Origin of the sequence: Streptomyces sp. NPDC002588, assembly GCF_040295925.1 — a bacterium.
Taxonomy (GTDB): domain Bacteria; phylum Actinomycetota; class Actinomycetes; order Streptomycetales; family Streptomycetaceae; genus Streptomyces.
Genome location: NZ_JBEOWF010000005.1, coordinates 69,023 through 84,896, shown reverse-complemented (window position 1 = coordinate 84,896; position 15,874 = coordinate 69,023). Strand labels below are relative to the sequence as shown.

Here is a 15,874-nt window from a genome sequence, read left to right as displayed (position 1 = left end):
ATGGGCATGGACATCGCGGAGCGCGTGCGGCGTATCAACCCCTCGCCCAGCACGGCGGCCGCCCAGCGGGTACGCGAACTCAAGAGCCAGGGGCTCACCATCCTCGACCTCACCGTCGGCGAGCCCGACTTCGACACCCCCGAGCACGTCAAGGCCGCCGCGATCGAGGCGATCGAGGCGGGCGAGACCAAGTACACCCCGGTGAACGGCACCCCGCGGCTGCGCTCGGCGATCGCCGGGAAACTCCGCGAGCGGCACGGGCTGGAGTACAACGACGCGCGGATCACGGTCGGCGGCGGAGCCAAGCAGGTCATCTTCCTCGCCCTGATGGCCACCCTGGACGAAGGGGACGAGGTCGTCGTCCCCGCCCCGTACTGGGTGTCCTATCCGGACATGGTCCGCGCGAACGACGGCACCCCGGTCGTCGTCGACTGCCCCGAGGCGGACGGCTTCAAGCTGACTCCCGAGCGGCTCCGGGCGGCGATCACCGAGCGAACCCGCTGGGTCGTCCTCAACACCCCCGGCAACCCGACCGGATCCGCCTACACCGCCGGTGAACTGAGCGCGCTGGCACGGGTGTTGCTGGAACATCCCCGGGTGCGCGTCCTCACCGACGAGATCTACGACGAGATCTGGTACCGCGAGGAGGCCGCCCCGTCCCTGGCGGCCCTCGAACCCCGCCTGGCCGAGCGGCTGTTCCTCACCAACGGCGTCTCCAAGACGTACGCCATGACCGGTTGGCGCCTCGGTTACGGCGTGGGCCCGGCGGACCTGGTGACCGCGGTCAACACGCTGCAGTCCCAGATCTCCTCCTGCCCTTCCTCCGTGAGCCAGGCCGCCGCTGCCGCCGCCCTCACGGGACCGCAGGACTTCGTCCGGGAGACCGTGCGCGTCTACCGCGAACGCCGCGACGCCACGGTGAAACTCGTCAACGACATTCCCCTGCTCAGCTGCACCGTCCCCGACGGAGGGTTCTACCTCCTGGTGAACTGCCAGGACGCCATCGGGTGGTGCACACCGTCGGGAAGCCGGATACGCGACGACGAGGACTTCGCCCGCCACCTGCTCGACAGCCGGCAGGTGGCGGTGATCCACGGAGCCGCGTACGGCGCACCCGGCTACTTCCGCATCTCGTTCGCCACGTCGGCGGACGTCCTCACCGAGGCGTGCGCGCGCCTCGCGGCGGCCTGCGCCGACCTGTCCGCCGCCCCCGCCTCCGTCTGAAAGGTCGTCATGATCCGCGTCAGCACGAAGTTCGAGCGGCCGGACGCCGCTCTGGTCGAACGGCTGCGTGCCTTCTCCTCGGCCACCATCCACGAGGCACAGGGGCGGCTGGGTGCACTCGACTCGGTCGTCAAGCCGGTCGACCACCGCATGTCCCTGTGCGGCCCCGCCTTCACCGTCCAGTGCGCACCGCGCGACAACCTGATGCTGCAGACCGCCATCGCCTACGCCCGCCCCGGGGACGTCGTCGTCGTGTCCGCCGGGGCCTACGAGGAGGCGGGCTCCTTCGGCGACGTCCTCGCCAACGCCTGCCGGGCCAAGGGCCTCGGCGGCCTGGTCACCGACACCGGCGTCCGGGACACCGAGGATCTGCGCGCCCTGGGCTTCCCCGTCTTCTCCCGCAGCGTGTCCATCAAGGGCACGGTCAAGGAGACCGTCGGACCGATGTGCGAGCCGGTCACCGTCGGCGGAGTGCTCGTCCGCCCCGGTGACGTGATGCGGGCCGACGCCGACGGCGTGGTCGTCGTCCGCCGCGAGGACGCCGCCGAGGTGGCCGCCGCCGCACAGGAGCGGGTCGACGCCGAGGCCGGCTACATCTCCGCCTACCGGGCGGGCAGAACGGTCATCGACGTCTGCGGTCTCGCCCCGCTCCTCGAGGCGAAGGGGCTGGTGGTCGAGGACTAGTGTCCCGGCAGGCAACGTTTCCTGCCGGGACACCAGCCCCGGCAGGACTCGCGGCCGTTCGTCTCAGTCGTCCCTCCGGTCCGGTGCCGTCGACCAGCCGATGAGGGCGCCTCGCAGTGCGGCCACGAGGCGGGAGGCGGCCTCGTCCTCGGTGCGGCCGCTCTTGATGAGGTCGAGGATGTCGCGGGGGTCGAACAGGACGTTCCACAGGTACAGCGCCTCGTCCCCGAGGTCGCCGAGTCCGAGGTCCTCGGTGGTCTGCCGCAGGGGTTCGGTGAGCGCCTCGGCCTGTGGGGCGAGATAACCGGTGCCCTCGCGCAGCCGCTCCAGATAGCCGCGGTGCGAGCGCATCTGGGCCATCGCTCCGCCGTGTTCGAGGACGAGCGACACCCAGCAGCGGGACACCGCCTCGAGTCGCTGCATGCCGCGGGTCGTCTGCGCCGCGCTGAAGTCGAGCAGCTCGGAGCCGACCTGGGCCCGGAAGGCGTGCAGGACCTCCTCGACGGAGGAGAAGTGCCGGTAGGCCGTCGCGGTGGACACCTCGGCGCGCTTGGCGATCTCGGCCAGGCTGACCGGCGTCGGCGAGTTCTCGAACAACTCGGCGGCGGCCTTGATGAGCTGTCGGCGGTTGCGCTGGGTGTCACTGCGCATGGGTCGACCCCCCGTGTGCGTGAAGACGGCGTTCACCGAAGGTCCGCGAGGCCGTTGGCCAGACGACGGACGCCCTCGGTGATGGACTCCGCGTCGGCAGCGTACGACAACCGCAGGTGGCCCTCGCCCCGGGCGCCGAACTCGCCGCCCGGCCGCACGGCGACGCCGTACGTCGTGCGCAGTGCCGCCACGACCTCGGCCGACGGCAGATCGAGGTCGTACCGCGGGAACTGGTAGAACGCGCCTTCGGGGGAACTCAGCGTGAGGCCCGGGATCCTCGCGAGTTCCGTCCGCATGATCTCGCGGCGCGCCTCGTACTCCGCCCGCATCCTCGCGATGTCGGCGTCGCAGGTCCGGACCGCGACGAGCGCGGCGTCCTGGGCGACCGTGTTCACCGAGCCGTTGAAGGTGTTGTGGATGCGCGCGGCGGCCTGGATGAGGGGCGAGGGGCCCCAGAGGTAGCCCACGCGCCAGCCGGTCATCGCGTAACTCTTGGAGAAGGTCTGGCAGTAGACCGTACGGTCGCGCAGGCCGTCGAGCGAGAGCGCGGAGGTGAATGGCCGGCCGGTGAAGTCCAGGTCGGCGTAGGCCTCGTCGGAGATGACGAGGGTCGGGGTGCCGTCGAGCAGTCCGGCGAGCGCCTCCAGCTCGGCTCGCCCGTGCACGATTCCGGTGGGGTTGCCCGGGTTGCAGAACACGAAGAGCTTCGCCCCGTCGAGGGCGACGGCCAGTCGGTCGAGGTCCCAGTGCAGGTCGGGGGCGAGCGGGACGGGGACGACGACTCCGCCGGCCATGTTCACCAGGTCGGCGTAGAGGGAGTAGGTGGGGTCGGGGACGACCACCTTGTCGCCCGGGTCGACGATGCCGAGGATCGACGCGGCGAGACCGGCGGTGCCGCCCTGGGTGATCAGGATGTCGGCGGCGGAGACCGGTGTCCCGGCGATGCCGCCGAGCTTCTCGGCGAGCGCTTCGCGCAACGCCGGTTCGCCCAGCAGGGGCGAGTAGTGGGTGCGTCCGGCGCGCAGCGACGCGTTCGCGGCCTCGGTGACCTGCGCGGGCGTGTCGAAGTCGGGCTCACCCATGGCGAGGGAGACGAGGTCGCCTCCGGACTGGGGCTGCTGCGTCCGGCGGGAGGCGGCGGCGATCCGGGCGACGGCTCCGGCGGGCGCGAACGGGAGCGGCGCGGTGGTGGTGGCGGTGGGCGGCATGCGCTCCTCCTGGAGGCTGCTGGGGGAAAGGGGGATCAGACCTGGGGGCCGGCGTCGGCGGGTGCGCCCGCCCAACGGCTGATCTCGAGGTCGGCCGAGGTGTCGCGCTGCCGGGTCGGGGCGACGACGATCTCCTGGAGGACGACCCGCTGGGGAAGGGTGACCGCGAGGCGGACGGCCTCCGCCACGTCCTCCGGCCGCAGCATGTGGGCGCGTTCCTCCGGAGCGGGGGGCCGGGCGCGGTTGTCGAGGATCGGGGTGTCCGCCTCGCCGGGCAGCACGGTGATGGCCCGCAGGCCCTGGTTGCGGAAGGTGTTGTGCAGGAAGGTCATGAAGTTGCGGGCCCCCGCCTTGGCCGCTCCGTAGGCGGCCCCGCCGAGCAGGGTGGGGTTGACGGCGGCGAGCGAGGAGACGGTGACGATGGTGCCCCCGCCGCGGCCGAGCATGCCGGGCAGTACGGCCTGGGTGAGCTGGAAGACCGCTGTGAGGTTCACGTCCAGGACCTGGCGCCATTCGTCGTGCGGCAGCCACTGCGGGTTGAGCACCGACGACGAGCTGCCCGCGTTGTTGACGAGGACGTCGACCGGGCCGAGTCCGGCGTGGATCCGGTCGAGGACACGGGTCACGTCGTCGGTGCGGGTGATGTCCGCCGCGAGGGCGAGGGCGGTCCCTCCCTCGGCGCGGATCGTCGCCGCGGCCTTGTCGAGTGCCTCCTGCCGGCGGCCGACGAGGGCGACGGCGATGCCGTCCCGGGCGAGCAGGCGTGCGGTCTCCAGGCCCATTCCGCTGCCTGCGCCTGTGATGAGCGCGGTCCTCGTCACCGTTCCTCCTCCGTGTGGGAAAGCCACATGTGAGACAGCCACATGTGAGATATCCGTATCAAGTGAGAATAGTTTCTCATCTATGGTGGATCAAGTGCGCCGTGAAGCCGAGCGCGCCGAACACCGCCGCCGTCGCCCGCTCCAGCGCGAGCAGCTCGCCCTCCCGCTCGGCGGACCGGCGCACCGAGGTCTCCCGGTCCACCCATCGGAACCGCAGCTCCCGGCCGGGCCCGGCCTGCCCGAGCAGCGGGAGCGACGCCCGCGACGCGACGCCGACGATCGGATAGCCCGCCGTCAGACTCCGGTACCGGCCGAGGACGATCAGTTCGTCCGCGTGCGGGATCTGCAGTGCCCCGATCGGCACCCCGTGCGACACGATCTCGGCGTCCGTGTCCGGGTGCAGAACCGGCCCCTCGAGCCGCAGGCCGACGTGGTTCGAGCGGGCGGTGACGACGTACGAGGACTCCGCGATCAGCTCGCGGACCCCGGGGATCGAGCGGGCGCCGTAGCTCTCGACGACGTCGACGGTCCAGGGCCCCTCCGGGCAGCGCAGGACGGGGACGGGGAGGCGGAGGAGCAGGGGAGTGAAGTGACCGCGCCCGAACCCCCGGAACCCGGACTCCAGCAGGACCCGCGCCCCGAGGGTCTGCGTGAATCCCATCCGCGCGTCCGGGGCCGCGCTCCCCAGCAGGGTCGGCGCCGCGAGCACACCGCCCACGGCCAGGTAGTTCCGGGCGCCGCGTCCCATGTCGCCGCGCACGCGGATCTCCCGGCCCGCCGGCACGACGACCGGCGACCAGCTGTCGACCGGCGCGCCGCCGACGGTGACCCGGGCGGGGGCGCCGGTCACGGCGGCCAGGACGTCGGCGTCGGGCACGAACGCCAGCTCGCCCCCGAGATTCTCGATCAGCGTGGCGCCCCGCGGGTTGCCCACGAGGACGTTCGCCACGGCCGCCGAGTGCTGGTCGGCCGCGCCGCCGGTGGGGACGCCGCGGCGCTCGGTGTCGTGCCTGCCGAGGTCCTGGAACGTCGTGACCCACCCCGTGCGGGTGATGTCGAGGCCCACCGTGGTGATCCCGGTGCCTCTCATACGGGCACCTCCACCGGCATCAGGAAGCCCGCGTCCAGCGCCGCCGCCTCGTCCCGCGTGACGGGGACGAAGCGGACGATGTCTCCCGTGCCGAACGAGACCGGGTCCGGGCGTGAGATGTCGACGATGGTGTGCGGGGTGCGCCCGACCACCCGCCAGCCGGTCGGACCCGGGAACGGCTGGATGATCGCGTTGGTGCCCGCGATCATGATCGCTCCGGGGGCCACGTCGGTGCGCGGCTCGGCGCGGCGGCGGACCGGCCGGGGCACCCGGAGCCCGTCCATCATCGGGGCCATCGCCGCGCCCAGCAGAGAGATGGTGAACGTGGACTCCGCGATCGCTTCGACCACCTCGGCGGGTGCCAGGCCCACCTCTTCGGCGACGGACGCGAGATCGGGTCCCGTCTCCTCGTCGAACACGACCGGGACGGCGAACCGCAGGGCCGTGCCCGACCGCGCGGACCGCCCGGCAGGCTCGTCCGGCAGGTGCTCCGCCAGCAGCCGTATCGCGTACTCCACGTGCTGGGGTGAGGTCCGCAGCGGGTCGAACTCGACGAGCAGCGACTCCAGACCGGAGACGACGTCGAGCACGCCGGGCGGGCGGCGTGCCAGGAACCGGTCCCGGAGGGCGACGATCGCGGTCCTGCGGATGACCGGGTCGGGGTGCGGGACGCTCGCCGTCACCGCCGAGTCCCCGAAGGGCTCGACGGTGACGGCGGGGAACTGTGCGGCGGTCACGGGGCTTCAGACCAAGGCCTTCGCCTTCTCGGCCAACACGTCTTTCAGCCCGGTGACGTCGACACCCGCTGCCTTCAACGCGGCCCGCAGGGCGAGGCCGTTCGCCAGCACCTCGGGGTGGTCGCCGTGCAGCAGGAGTACGTCCACGTCGTGGCCGAGGGGTACGACGTTGCCGTCCACCGAGCGCACGGTTCCCTCCCGCACGACCTGGACGCAGCGCTCGCCGATGAGCTCGGGGTCGTGGACCAGGCCCTGCTCGTGCGAGCGCGGGACGGGCATGCCGTCGTCGCCGTAGCCGCGGTCGGCGAGGAAGACGTAGCCGACCTCCAGTCCGCGCGCGCGGGACTCCTCGGCGAGCAGGCCGCGCTGACAGATGACGATGTAGTCCTTGTTGTACGCGGCGATGGCGTCCGTGATGGCGCGGGCGTGCTTGGCGTCGGTCTGCGCTATCGAGCCCATGCGGCCGTGCGGGGCGACATGGCTGATCGTGCCGCCATGCACCCGCGCGAAGGCGTCGAGCGCTCCGAGCTGGTAGAGGACGTCGGTGCGGATCTCCTCCTCCGTGGCCTCGATGAGCCGGCGGCCGAATCCGACGAGGTCGGGGTAGCCGGGGTGGGCGCCCAGTTCGATGCCGCGCTCCACGCAGTCGGCGACCGTGCGGTCCATGATGCGGGGGTCGCCCGCGTGGAAACCGCAGGCGATGTTCGACGCGGTGACGAGGCCGAGCAGGGCGGCGTCGTCGCCGATCGTGTAGTTGCCGAAGCTCTCGCCGAGGTCGGCGACGACTGCTACCGAGTTGGTTGCGGATGCCATGGTGTGTCTCCCGAAGTGGGGTTCAGTGGGACGCGAGCGGCCGGCCCTTGGTCTCGGGCAGGAACGCCACGGTGACCAGGGTGATCGCGGCGGTGAGGATCGAGGCGAACGCCGGTATCAGGTTGGACCCCGTCGACTCGATGAGCTCGGTCATCAGCAGCGGGGCGCTGCCGCCGAAGATGATCGTCGAGATGCTGAAGCCGATGCTGTACGCGGAGTAGCGCACGCTGGTCGGGAACATCTCGGCGAGCATGGTGTGCACCACCGCGGCGTGGCCGGAGAAGGCGATGGCGAGGACGACGGTGCCGATACACGCGAGGCCGAACCTGCCGGTGGTGATGAGCAGGAACATCGGGTACGAGACCACGCCCATCGCGACGGCGGAGACGGCCAGCACGGGCTTGCGGCCGATGCGGTCCGACAGCCGGGCCATCAGCGGGATGCTGATCACGATGGCGACCAGGCTGCACGCGGTGACCATGAGCGCCCGCACCATCGAGAAGTTGTGGTCGCCGAGCGAGGTCTTCAGATAGGTCGGCATGTAGGCGAACAGCAGGTAGTAGCCCGGGCCGTTGAGCGCCGGCAGGAAGATGGTGAGCGCGATCGCCTTCAGGTGCCGCGGGGAGGTCAGGGCCTCGCGCAGCGGGTTGCGGGCGACGGTCTTCTCCTCGCGCAGGGCCGCGAAGTGCGGGGTCTCCTCCAGGCGGCTGCGGATGTAGAAGCCGACGTACCCGAGCGGTACGGCGAGCAGGAAGGGGATCCGCCAGGCCCAGGAGGTCATCGCGTCGTCGCCGAGCGTGGTGATGAGGACGGCGGAGACGGTGCTGCCGAACATCAGGGCCACGAAGGAGCCGACGGCGATGAAGCTCATCATGTAGTTGCGGCGCGCGTCCGGGGCGTACTCGCCGACGAACGACATGGCGCCCGCGACCTCGCCGCCCGCCGAGAAGCCCTGGAGCACCCGGAGCAGGACCAGGAGAACGGGCGCGCCGACCCCGATGGCGGCGTGGGAGGGGACGAGGCCGATCGCGGCCGTCGCCCCGGAGATGAGCACCAGCAGGACGGCCAGGAGCGTCTTGCGCCCCAATTTGTCGCCGAGGTACCCGCAGATCACGCTGCCGAAGGGGCGTGCGAGGAAGCTGATCAGGAAACCGAGGTTGGTGAGGAAGAGCCCTCCGGCCTCGGCCTCGCCCATGATGTTGATCGCGAGGTAGGTGACGAGCAGGCCGTAGATGCCGTAGTCGTACCACTCCACGAAGGAGCCGATGGCGCCCGCGACGGTCGCCTTCCGGACGACCTTGTGCTGTGCGGTGACGACGTCGACCGCTGTCTCTGAGGGATCTGTGGTGATACCGAGCCGATCTGACGTTGCCATGGGCCCACTTCCGGTCTCGAGCCGAGGTGCGACTTGAATCGCGAATGAGAATAAGTTCGCATTCTCGGGGCGGTCAAGGGTTGAAGTTGCATCTGTGTCAACCTTGCGATTCCGCCATGTTTCCGTGGTTGTTGCAGCTACTACGTGATCGCGGCCTCTTGTCCGGCGCGGTGGATGGGTGCAGACTGGCTCTTCAAAACGCGAAAAGTTTCGCATTTCTTGGAAGGGGCCTGCGATGACCCAGGACAACGTGCGCGTCACCACGGGGTGGGCACGTGCCGACCGCCGTGTGCTCGACCGGTTCCGCGAGCACTCCGTGGCCAACCTCGGCGACGCCCTCGACCGGCTGAACATCGTCGACGGAGGCATCGCCCCGGTCTGGAACGGGGCCCGGGCCGTCGGCACCGCGCTCCCCGTGCTCACCGTCGCGGGCGACAACAAGGCCGTGATCGCCGCACTCGAGCACATCCGACCCGGCGACATCCTGGTCATCAACGCCTTCGGCTACGAGGGCCGCGCCGTCATCGGCGACAACCTCGCCCAGCGGTTCGACGTGTTCGGCGCCGTCGGCGCGGTCGTCGACGGCTATGTGCGCGACGGCGCGATCATCGAGAAGCTCGGCGTCCCCGTCTTCGCGCGCGGACTGACGCCCGCCGGCCCCTTCAAGAACGGGCCGGGCACGATCGGCGAGCCCGTCGCCCTCGGCGGGGTCGTGGTGAACCCCGGGGACATCGTCGCCGCCGACGCCGACGGTGTGATCGTCATCCCCCCGCACCGCGCCGAGGAGGCCCTCGCGGCGGTCGAGGAGATCGTGGCCCGCGAGGCGGACCTGGACGCCGAGGTGGAGGCCCTGCGGAAGCGGGCCGCCTGATGGGGGCGGAAGCCCGGGCGGCGGGCCGGCTCCGGGTCGCCGTCGCCGCTCCGCTGTCCGCGGAGAACTGCGCGCGTGTCCGGGAGCTGGAGCCGAGGATCGATCTCCTCGTCGACCACGCGCTCCTCCCGCCGATGCGCTGGCCCGCCGACTTCGCCGGCGATCCGTCCTGGCGGCGCACCCCGCGACAGCAGCGCGCGTACGACGAGCTCCTCGACTCCGCCGACGCCCTGTACGGCATCCCCGACGTGGACCCGTCCGCGCTGGCCCGCACGGTTCGCGCCAACCGGCGGCTGCGCTGGGTGCACACCATGGCGGCCGGCGGCGGGAGCCAGGTCGAGGCGGCGGGACTCGGCTCCGCGGAACTCGACCGGGTCGCCTTCACCACCTCGGCGGGCGTGCACGGACAGCCGCTCGCCGAGTTCGCCGTCTTCGGTGTGCTCGCGGGAGCCAAGGATCTGCCCCGGCTGAGCCGCCGGCAGCGTGACCGTGAGTGGACCGGCCGCTGGACGATGCGGCAGGTGAGCGAGCAGACCGTGCTCGTGCTGGGCCTCGGCGGGATCGGCCGGGTCGTCGCCGCGAAACTGCACGCGCTGGGCGCGAGGGTCGTCGGCACGAGCAGGCGGGACGTCGACGTCCCCGGCGTGGCCGAGGTCGTCCGTCCCGACCGCATCGTTCAGGTGGCACCCTCCGTGGACGCCGTCGTCAACACGCTGCCCGGCACCGCGGCGACCTGGCACCTGCTCGACAAGCGGTTCTTCCACGCCCTCCGGCCCGGCGCGACCCTCGTCAACGTCGGGCGTGGCACCGTCGTCGACGAGGCCGCCCTGATCGACGCCCTCGCCTGCGGCCGGGTCGGCTTCGCCGCGCTGGACGTCTTCGAGACGGAACCGCTGCCCGCCGACAGCCCGCTCTGGGACCACGACCATGTGCTGGTGAGCCCCCACACCGCCGCGCTCAGCGCCGCGGAGGACCGGCTCATCGCCGAACTCTTCGCCGCCAACGCCACCCGGCTCCTCGACGGACACGACCTGCTCAACCGGGTGAACACCGTCGAGTTCTACTGACCAGGAAGACGACTCAGCACATGACCTCACCCTTCGACCTCACCGGCCGGGTCGCCCTGGTCACCGGTTCCAGCCGGGGCATCGGCCTCGGCATCGCAGAGGGCCTCGCGGACGCCGGCGCCACGATCGTCCTCAACGGTGTGGACCCGGACCGGCTGGAGGCGACGCGCACCGCGCTCGCCGAGCGGTTCGGCGACGGCCGGGTGGCGGCACGGGCCTTCGACATCGTCGACGAGGACGCCGTCGCCCGGGCCGTCGACTCCGTCGAGTCCGAGGTGGGCGCGATCGACGTCCTGGTGAACAACGCGGGCATCCAGCACCGCGAGCCCCTCCTCGACGTGAGCCTCGACGACTGGCGCCGGGTCGTCGACACCGATCTCACGGGCGCCTTCGTGGTCGGCCGGCAGGTCGCCCGCCGCATGCTGCCGCGCCGCGCCGGAAAGATCGTCAACGTCTGCTCGGTCCAGACCGACCTCGCCCGGCCCACCATCGGCCCCTACACCGCGGCGAAGGGCGCCCTGCGCAACCTCACCCGCGTCATGACGGCGGAGTGGGCCGGCGACGGGCTCCAGATCAACGGGCTCGCGCCCGGCTACATCCACACCGAGATGACGCAGAACCTCGTGGACGACGAGCAGTTCAACACCTGGATCCTCGGCCGTACCCCCGCCCGGCGCTGGGGGACGGTCGCCGACGTGGTCGGCCCCGCCGTGTGGCTGGCGTCCGGCGCGTCCGACTACGTCAACGGCCAGGTCATCTTCATCGACGGCGGGATGACGGTCGTCGTCTGACACCCCGGCAGCGGTCATGCCGAGATCGGAAAGGTCCATGAACCCAAGTCCCCGCACCACCACCGCGGTCGTCGCCCATGGCGCGGACGACCTCCGTGTCGAGCGGATCGCCGTCCGGCCGCCCCTGCCCGGGGAGGCCGTCGTCGCCGTCGCCTACGGCGGCATCTGCGGTTCCGACCTGCACTACTGGCGGCACGGCGCGGTCGGGGAGTCCGTCCTGCGGGCACCGATGGTGCTCGGGCACGAGGTGGTCGGAACCGTCCTGCGGGCCGCCGCCGACGGCACCGGCCCCGCCGCGGGCACCCGGGTCGCGGTCCACCCGGCCACGCACGAGCACACCGACGTCCGGTTCCCCGAGAACCGGCCCAACCTCTCTCCCGGGGTCCGTTACCTGGGCTCGGCCGCGCGGTTCCCGCACACGGAGGGGGCCTTCGCCGACGAGGTCGTGCTGCCCGCCGCGATGCTCCGGACCCTGCCCGACGGAACCGACCTCCGGGTGGCGGCGCTGGTCGAGCCGGCCGCCGTCGCCTGGCACGCCGTGTCGCAGGCGGGCGATCTCGGCGGCAAGCGGGTCCTGGTCGTGGGCAGCGGGCCCATCGGCGCTCTCGCCGTCGCGGTCGCCAGGCGCGCCGGAGCCGCCGAGATCGTGGCCGTCGACCTCCACGAGAAGCCTCTCGGCATCGCGTCCGCCGTCGGGGCCACCCGGACCCTGACGGCCACCGACACCGAGGCCGTCGCCGCCGTGGACGCGGACGTGGTGATCGAGTCCTCCGGCAACCACCGCGGTCTGGCGTCCGCCGTCAGCGGCGCGACCCGTGGCGGAACGGTCGTCATGGTCGGCCTGCTGCCGAACGGCGACCAGCCCGTCCCCGTCGCGCACGCCATCACCAGGGAACTCCGCCTCATCGGCTCGTTCCGCTTCAACGACGAGATCGACGAGGTGATCGCGGCGGTCTCCGACGGTTCCCTGCCGATCGGGCCGGTCGTCACCCATGTCTTCCCGGCCGGCGAGGCCCTGGAGGCGTTCGCCGTCGCCTCCGACGCCTCGGTCTCGGGCAAGGTGCTCCTCGCCTTCAAAGACGCCGCCGCGCCGGCGGGCGGCCGCTGAACCGCCGTCCGCGGCAGGGCGGAAACCCGTCCCCGCGTGGGTCACCCGCCCCCGTCCGGGGCGGCGGGTGACGGGTGACCCTGGGCGGCATCGGCTCGGACGATGCCTCAGACGGCGTCGGCGAAACGTCCCTTCAGCAGGGACCGGTGGATCTCCTCCGCCCTGACCGCGGTGGTCGACAGCAGCGTGCTGGTCAGCCCGTGCGTGTGCTCCGTACCGCCCTGGAGGTAGACGCCGGCCGTGACCTCCGGTGCCGTCTCCACCCGGTGGTCGCGGCCCACGCGCAGCGCGTCGCCGTCGTCCCGCAGGCAGAGCTTGGCCGACTCGCCGAGCAGCCGGGTCAGGTCGCGCGGGCGGTAACCGGTGGCGAGGACGAGCAGATCGGCCTCGAGCACGTGGTGTTCGCCGGTCGGGAGGAATTCCACGGCGATGTCCAGCGGGCCGTCCGCCCTGTCCCGCACGTCCCGGATGCGGGAGACGTTCAGGAAGCGCAGCCGCTCGTGACCGGCCACCTTCTCGCGGTACGCGGTGGCGTACAGCGCCTCGATCAACTCCATGTCGACCACCGAGTAGTTGGTCGAGCGGTGGTAGTCGATCAGGGACTGCTTCACCTCGGCCGGAGAGCCGAAGTACACGTCCACCGCATCCGGGTCGAAGATGCGGTTGGCGAACGGGCTGTCGTCGGCGGGTGTGTAGCCGTACTTGGCGAACACCGCGCAGACCTCCGCCTCCGGGAAGGAGCGGTGCAGGTAGTCGACCGCCTCCGCGGCGCTCTGTCCGGCTCCCAGGACCACCGCACGGCGCACCGACCGTCCGGCTGCGGTGAGTTCGCTCACACCCGGGATCAACCGGCTGTTGTGCCAGACGCGTTCGGACAGCTCCAGGCCCGGTGGCACATGGGGTTCCAGGCCCATCGCCACGCTGATGTTGCGTGCCCGGCGCCGGATCGTGCGGCCGGGTTCGCCGGGGTCCCGGCTGAACACGTCGAAGAAGGCGACGCGGCCGTCCTCGTCGCGCACCGGTTCGACGGCGGTGACCTCGCTGCCGTACTCGACGAGATGCCCCATCCGGTCCGCGGCCCACTCGAAGTACTGGTGGAACTCGGCGCGCAGCGGGAAAAGGGTCTTCTGGTTCAGGAAATCGATGAGTCTGTCCTGCTCCCGCAGAAAGCACAGGAAGCTGAAGTCGCTGGTCGGGTTGCGCAGGGTGACCAGGTCCTTGAGGAACGACACCTGCATCGTGGCATCGTCGATGAGCATGCCCCGGTGCCAGCCGAACCGGGGCTGGCGTTCCAGGAAGCAGGCCGAGAGGCGCTCCTCCCGCGGGCTACCCGTGTTGTGTTCCTCAACTGCTATGGCCAGTGCGAGATTCGACGGGCCGAACCCGATTCCGAGGACATCATGGACGATGTCGGATTCTGCGAGCGGTGACTTCACCGTGGCATCGCCTCCCTCAGGCAGCCACATGTTAGATAAGGTTAGCCTTACCTAGCAATGGAGTCGTCGAAGGGGAGAACCGCGATGCGGGTCGTCATGCTCGGCTACCAGACCTGGGGTCACCGCACCCTGCAGGCGCTGCTCGATTCCGATCACGAGGTCGTCCTCGTCGTCACTCATCCGAAGAGCGAGCACGCCTACGAGAAGATCTGGGACGACAACGTCGCCGAACTCGCCGAGAAGCACGCCGTTCCCGTGCTGCTGCGCAACCGGCCCGACGACGCCGAGCTGCTCGCCGCGGTGCGCGAGGCCCGGCCCGACATCATCGTGGCCAACAACTGGCGTACCTGGCTGCCGCCGGAGCTGTTCGACCTGCCGCCGCACGGCACGCTCAACGTCCACGACTCGCTGCTGCCGTCGTACGCCGGCTTCTCGCCCATCATCTGGGCCCTCGTCAACGGCGAGGAGCGGGTGGGGGTCACCGCGCACCGGATGAACGGCGAACTCGACGCCGGCGACATCCTGGTGCAGCGGTCCGTGGTCGTCGGGCCGACCGACACCGCGACCGATCTGTTCCACCGGACCGTCGACCTCATCGCCCCCATCGTTCGGGAGTCGCTCGACCTGATCGCCTCCGGGCGGGACGCCGGGCAGTGGCAGCCGCAGGACCGCCGCCGGGCGAGCTTCTTCCACAAGCGGTCGCTCGAGGACAGCCGGATCGACTGGAGCTGGCCCGCCGAGCGGCTGGAGCGGCTCGTGCGGGCCCAGTCGGACCCGTACCCCAACGCGTACGCCTTCCACCGGGGGCAGCGCCTCAGGATCGTCTCCGCGGCCGTCTCGGAGGGCCGCTACGGCGGCACGCCCGGCCGGATCTTCATCCGTGAGGGCGACGGCGTGGTCGTCGTGGCCGGACCCGACGCGCACACGGGCCGCGCCCCCGGCCTCCTCGTCCGCCGCATACGCACCGAGGACGGCACGGAACTCGCCGCGACGGACTACTTCCGCACGATGGGCGGCTATCTGACGTCGCGTCCGTAAGCCGTAGGCCGACAGCCGTCATCCGTGCAAGGGGGCGCCGGCCGGGCCGTCCCCGCTCAGGCCGTCGCCCCTCGGTCGGCCGCGGCGGCGGGTGCTTCCGTGGGCGAGTCGTCGTGGTGGCGGCCCAGCGGGATCACCAGGGGGGTGCCGCTGACCGGGTCCGTCGTGACGCGGCAGCGCAGGTCGAAGACGTGTTCCACGGTCTCCTCGGTCACCACCTCGGCCGGTGCGCCCTCGGCGACGACCCGGCCCGCCTTCATGGCGATGACGTGATCGGCGTACCGGCAGGCCTGGTTGAGGTCGTGCAGGACCATGACCACCGTGCGGCCCTCGCGCCGGTTGAGGTCGGTGATCAGGTCCAGCACGTCGATCTGGTGGGCGAGGTCGAGGTACGTCGTCGGCTCGTCGAGGAGGAGGACGGGCGTGCCCTGGGCCACCGCCATCGCGATCCAGGCCCGCTGCCGCTGGCCGCCGGAGAGTTCGTCGACGGGCCGGTCGGCGAGGTCCGTCAGACCGGTCGCCGCCAGGGCGCCGCGCACGGCCTCCTCGTCCGCCGCCGACCACTGCCGCCACCACGTCTGGTGCGGGGAGCGTCCCCGGCCGACCAGGTCGAGGACGGTCAGCCCCTCCGGTGCCACCGGCGTCTGCGGCAGGATGCCGAGCTTGCGGGCCAACTCCCGGGTGGGTATGGAGCGCAGCGCCGCGCCGTCCAGCTCCACGGCTCCCTGCCGCGGAGTCAGCAGCCGGGCCAGGGCACGCAACAGGGTTGATTTTCCACAGGCGTTGGCGCCGACGATGGCCGTGATCCGGCCGGTCGGGACGGCCAGGTCCAGGCCCTCCACCACCGTCCGTCCGTCGTAGGCGAGATGGAGGTCCTGGGCGGTCAACCGGGGCCCGGGGAGCGGGTGTTGCCCCGTGTCGAGTCCGGTCCGCAGCGTGGGCGAGTCGGTGGACGCCATG

Annotated in this window: 16 protein-coding genes; 7 read left to right on the top strand and 9 right to left on the bottom strand. The window is 71.5% G+C overall.

The features are described 5' to 3' along the window. Nucleotides 1-1,224, top strand: a complete 1,224-nt coding sequence (locus tag ABT057_RS07500; RefSeq protein WP_352341517.1) for an aspartate transaminase — start codon at nt 1-3, stop codon at nt 1,222-1,224. 9 nt (nt 1,225-1,233) lie between these two features. Further along, entirely contained in the window at nt 1,234-1,908 is a 675-nt protein-coding gene (locus ABT057_RS07495) for a 4-carboxy-4-hydroxy-2-oxoadipate aldolase/oxaloacetate decarboxylase (protein ID WP_352341516.1), read from the top strand. Nucleotides 1,909-1,971: 63 nt separating this feature from the next. Here the strand turns inward: ABT057_RS07495 and ABT057_RS07490 are convergent, their stop codons facing one another. The 7 genes from ABT057_RS07490 to ABT057_RS07460 form a co-directional block, all read right to left on the bottom strand. Continuing rightward, on the bottom strand, nt 1,972-2,559 hold the full coding sequence (locus ABT057_RS07490; RefSeq protein ID WP_352341515.1) for a TetR/AcrR family transcriptional regulator: 588 nt from the start codon (nt 2,557-2,559) through the stop codon (nt 1,972-1,974). 32 nt (nt 2,560-2,591) lie between these two features. Continuing rightward, a complete protein-coding gene (locus ABT057_RS07485; RefSeq protein WP_352341514.1) occupies nt 2,592-3,767 on the bottom strand; it encodes a pyridoxal phosphate-dependent aminotransferase in 1,176 nt (391 codons plus the stop codon). A 35-nt stretch (nt 3,768-3,802) separates the two neighbouring features. Continuing rightward, nucleotides 3,803-4,588, bottom strand: coding sequence for an SDR family oxidoreductase (locus ABT057_RS07480; protein WP_352341513.1), 786 nt, complete (start codon nt 4,586-4,588; stop codon nt 3,803-3,805). Between the two features lie 76 nt (nt 4,589-4,664). Continuing rightward, on the bottom strand, nt 4,665-5,678 hold the full coding sequence (locus ABT057_RS07475; protein WP_352341512.1) for a 5-oxoprolinase subunit C family protein: 1,014 nt from the start codon (nt 5,676-5,678) through the stop codon (nt 4,665-4,667). Then, nucleotides 5,675-6,415: a 5-oxoprolinase subunit B family protein gene (locus tag ABT057_RS07470; protein ID WP_352341511.1), complete on the bottom strand. Its 741-nt coding sequence runs from the start codon at nt 6,413-6,415 to the stop codon at nt 5,675-5,677. Before ABT057_RS07470 ends, ABT057_RS07475 begins: the two co-directional genes overlap by 4 nt. A gap of 6 nt (nt 6,416-6,421) precedes the next feature. Further along, nucleotides 6,422-7,228 carry a 5-oxoprolinase subunit PxpA gene (locus tag ABT057_RS07465; protein WP_352341510.1) on the bottom strand — a complete coding sequence of 269 codons (807 nt, stop codon included), beginning with the start codon at nt 7,226-7,228 and terminating at the stop codon, nt 6,422-6,424. Nucleotides 7,229-7,250: 22 nt separating this feature from the next. Then, entirely contained in the window at nt 7,251-8,603 is a 1,353-nt protein-coding gene (locus tag ABT057_RS07460; RefSeq protein WP_352341509.1) for an MFS transporter, read from the bottom strand. Between the two features lie 235 nt (nt 8,604-8,838). On the opposite strand from ABT057_RS07460, the gene ABT057_RS07455 reads away from it, so the two are divergent. The 4 genes from ABT057_RS07455 to ABT057_RS07440 are packed head-to-tail and all read left to right on the top strand — an operon-like array spanning nt 8,839 to nt 12,440. Then, entirely contained in the window at nt 8,839-9,474 is a 636-nt protein-coding gene (locus ABT057_RS07455; protein ID WP_352341508.1) for an RraA family protein, read from the top strand. After that, nucleotides 9,474-10,541 (top strand): D-2-hydroxyacid dehydrogenase, encoded by a 1,068-nt coding sequence (locus ABT057_RS07450; RefSeq protein ID WP_352341507.1) that lies wholly within the window; start codon nt 9,474-9,476, stop codon nt 10,539-10,541. Before ABT057_RS07455 ends, ABT057_RS07450 begins: the two co-directional genes overlap by 1 nt. Nucleotides 10,542-10,561: 20 nt before the next feature. Then, the gene (locus tag ABT057_RS07445; RefSeq protein WP_352341506.1) at nt 10,562-11,332 is read left to right on the top strand and encodes an SDR family oxidoreductase; all 771 of its coding nucleotides are present in this window, start codon (nt 10,562-10,564) and stop codon (nt 11,330-11,332) included. A 37-nt stretch (nt 11,333-11,369) separates the two neighbouring features. Next, complete coding sequence (locus tag ABT057_RS07440; protein WP_352341505.1) at nt 11,370-12,440, top strand: L-idonate 5-dehydrogenase; 1,071 nt, start codon at nt 11,370-11,372, stop codon at nt 12,438-12,440. A gap of 107 nt (nt 12,441-12,547) precedes the next feature. Here ABT057_RS07440 and ABT057_RS07435 read toward each other — a convergent pair whose 3' ends face one another. Then, the gene (locus ABT057_RS07435; protein WP_502973813.1) at nt 12,548-13,906 is read right to left on the bottom strand and encodes a lysine N(6)-hydroxylase/L-ornithine N(5)-oxygenase family protein; all 1,359 of its coding nucleotides are present in this window, start codon (nt 13,904-13,906) and stop codon (nt 12,548-12,550) included. A gap of 54 nt (nt 13,907-13,960) precedes the next feature. Between ABT057_RS07435 and ABT057_RS07430 the strand changes: the two genes are divergently transcribed. Further along, nucleotides 13,961-14,914, top strand: a complete 954-nt coding sequence (locus ABT057_RS07430) for a methionyl-tRNA formyltransferase (protein ID WP_352341503.1) — start codon at nt 13,961-13,963, stop codon at nt 14,912-14,914. A 56-nt stretch (nt 14,915-14,970) separates the two neighbouring features. On the opposite strand, the gene ABT057_RS07425 is transcribed toward ABT057_RS07430, so the two are convergent. Continuing rightward, complete coding sequence (locus ABT057_RS07425) at nt 14,971-15,873, bottom strand: ABC transporter ATP-binding protein (protein WP_352341502.1); 903 nt, start codon at nt 15,871-15,873, stop codon at nt 14,971-14,973. Between the last annotated feature and the right edge of the window lies 1 nt (nt 15,874).

Excerpts from the sequence above, each read along its gene's own strand:
- ABT057_RS07430 (WP_352341503.1), top strand. The coding sequence starts at position 13,961 with ATGCGGGTCGTCATGCTCGGCTACCAGACCTGGGGTCACCGCACCCTG.
- ABT057_RS07455 (WP_352341508.1), top strand. The coding sequence starts at position 8,839 with ATGACCCAGGACAACGTGCGCGTCACCACGGGGTGGGCACGTGCCGAC.
- ABT057_RS07475 (WP_352341512.1), bottom strand. The coding sequence starts at position 5,678 with ATGAGAGGCACCGGGATCACCACGGTGGGCCTCGACATCACCCGCACG.
- ABT057_RS07465 (WP_352341510.1), bottom strand. The coding sequence starts at position 7,228 with ATGGCATCCGCAACCAACTCGGTAGCAGTCGTCGCCGACCTCGGCGAG.
- ABT057_RS07440 (WP_352341505.1), top strand. The coding sequence starts at position 11,370 with ATGAACCCAAGTCCCCGCACCACCACCGCGGTCGTCGCCCATGGCGCG.
- ABT057_RS07445 (WP_352341506.1), top strand. The coding sequence starts at position 10,562 with ATGACCTCACCCTTCGACCTCACCGGCCGGGTCGCCCTGGTCACCGGT.
- ABT057_RS07490 (WP_352341515.1), bottom strand. The coding sequence starts at position 2,559 with ATGCGCAGTGACACCCAGCGCAACCGCCGACAGCTCATCAAGGCCGCC.
- ABT057_RS07425 (WP_352341502.1), bottom strand. The coding sequence starts at position 15,873 with ATGGCGTCCACCGACTCGCCCACGCTGCGGACCGGACTCGACACGGGG.
- ABT057_RS07500 (WP_352341517.1), top strand. The coding sequence starts at position 1 with ATGGGCATGGACATCGCGGAGCGCGTGCGGCGTATCAACCCCTCGCCC.
- ABT057_RS07485 (WP_352341514.1), bottom strand. The coding sequence starts at position 3,767 with ATGCCGCCCACCGCCACCACCACCGCGCCGCTCCCGTTCGCGCCCGCC.
- ABT057_RS07460 (WP_352341509.1), bottom strand. The coding sequence starts at position 8,603 with ATGGCAACGTCAGATCGGCTCGGTATCACCACAGATCCCTCAGAGACA.
- ABT057_RS07495 (WP_352341516.1), top strand. The coding sequence starts at position 1,234 with ATGATCCGCGTCAGCACGAAGTTCGAGCGGCCGGACGCCGCTCTGGTC.
- ABT057_RS07435 (WP_502973813.1), bottom strand. The coding sequence starts at position 13,906 with ATGTGGCTGCCTGAGGGAGGCGATGCCACGGTGAAGTCACCGCTCGCA.
- ABT057_RS07450 (WP_352341507.1), top strand. The coding sequence starts at position 9,474 with ATGGGGGCGGAAGCCCGGGCGGCGGGCCGGCTCCGGGTCGCCGTCGCC.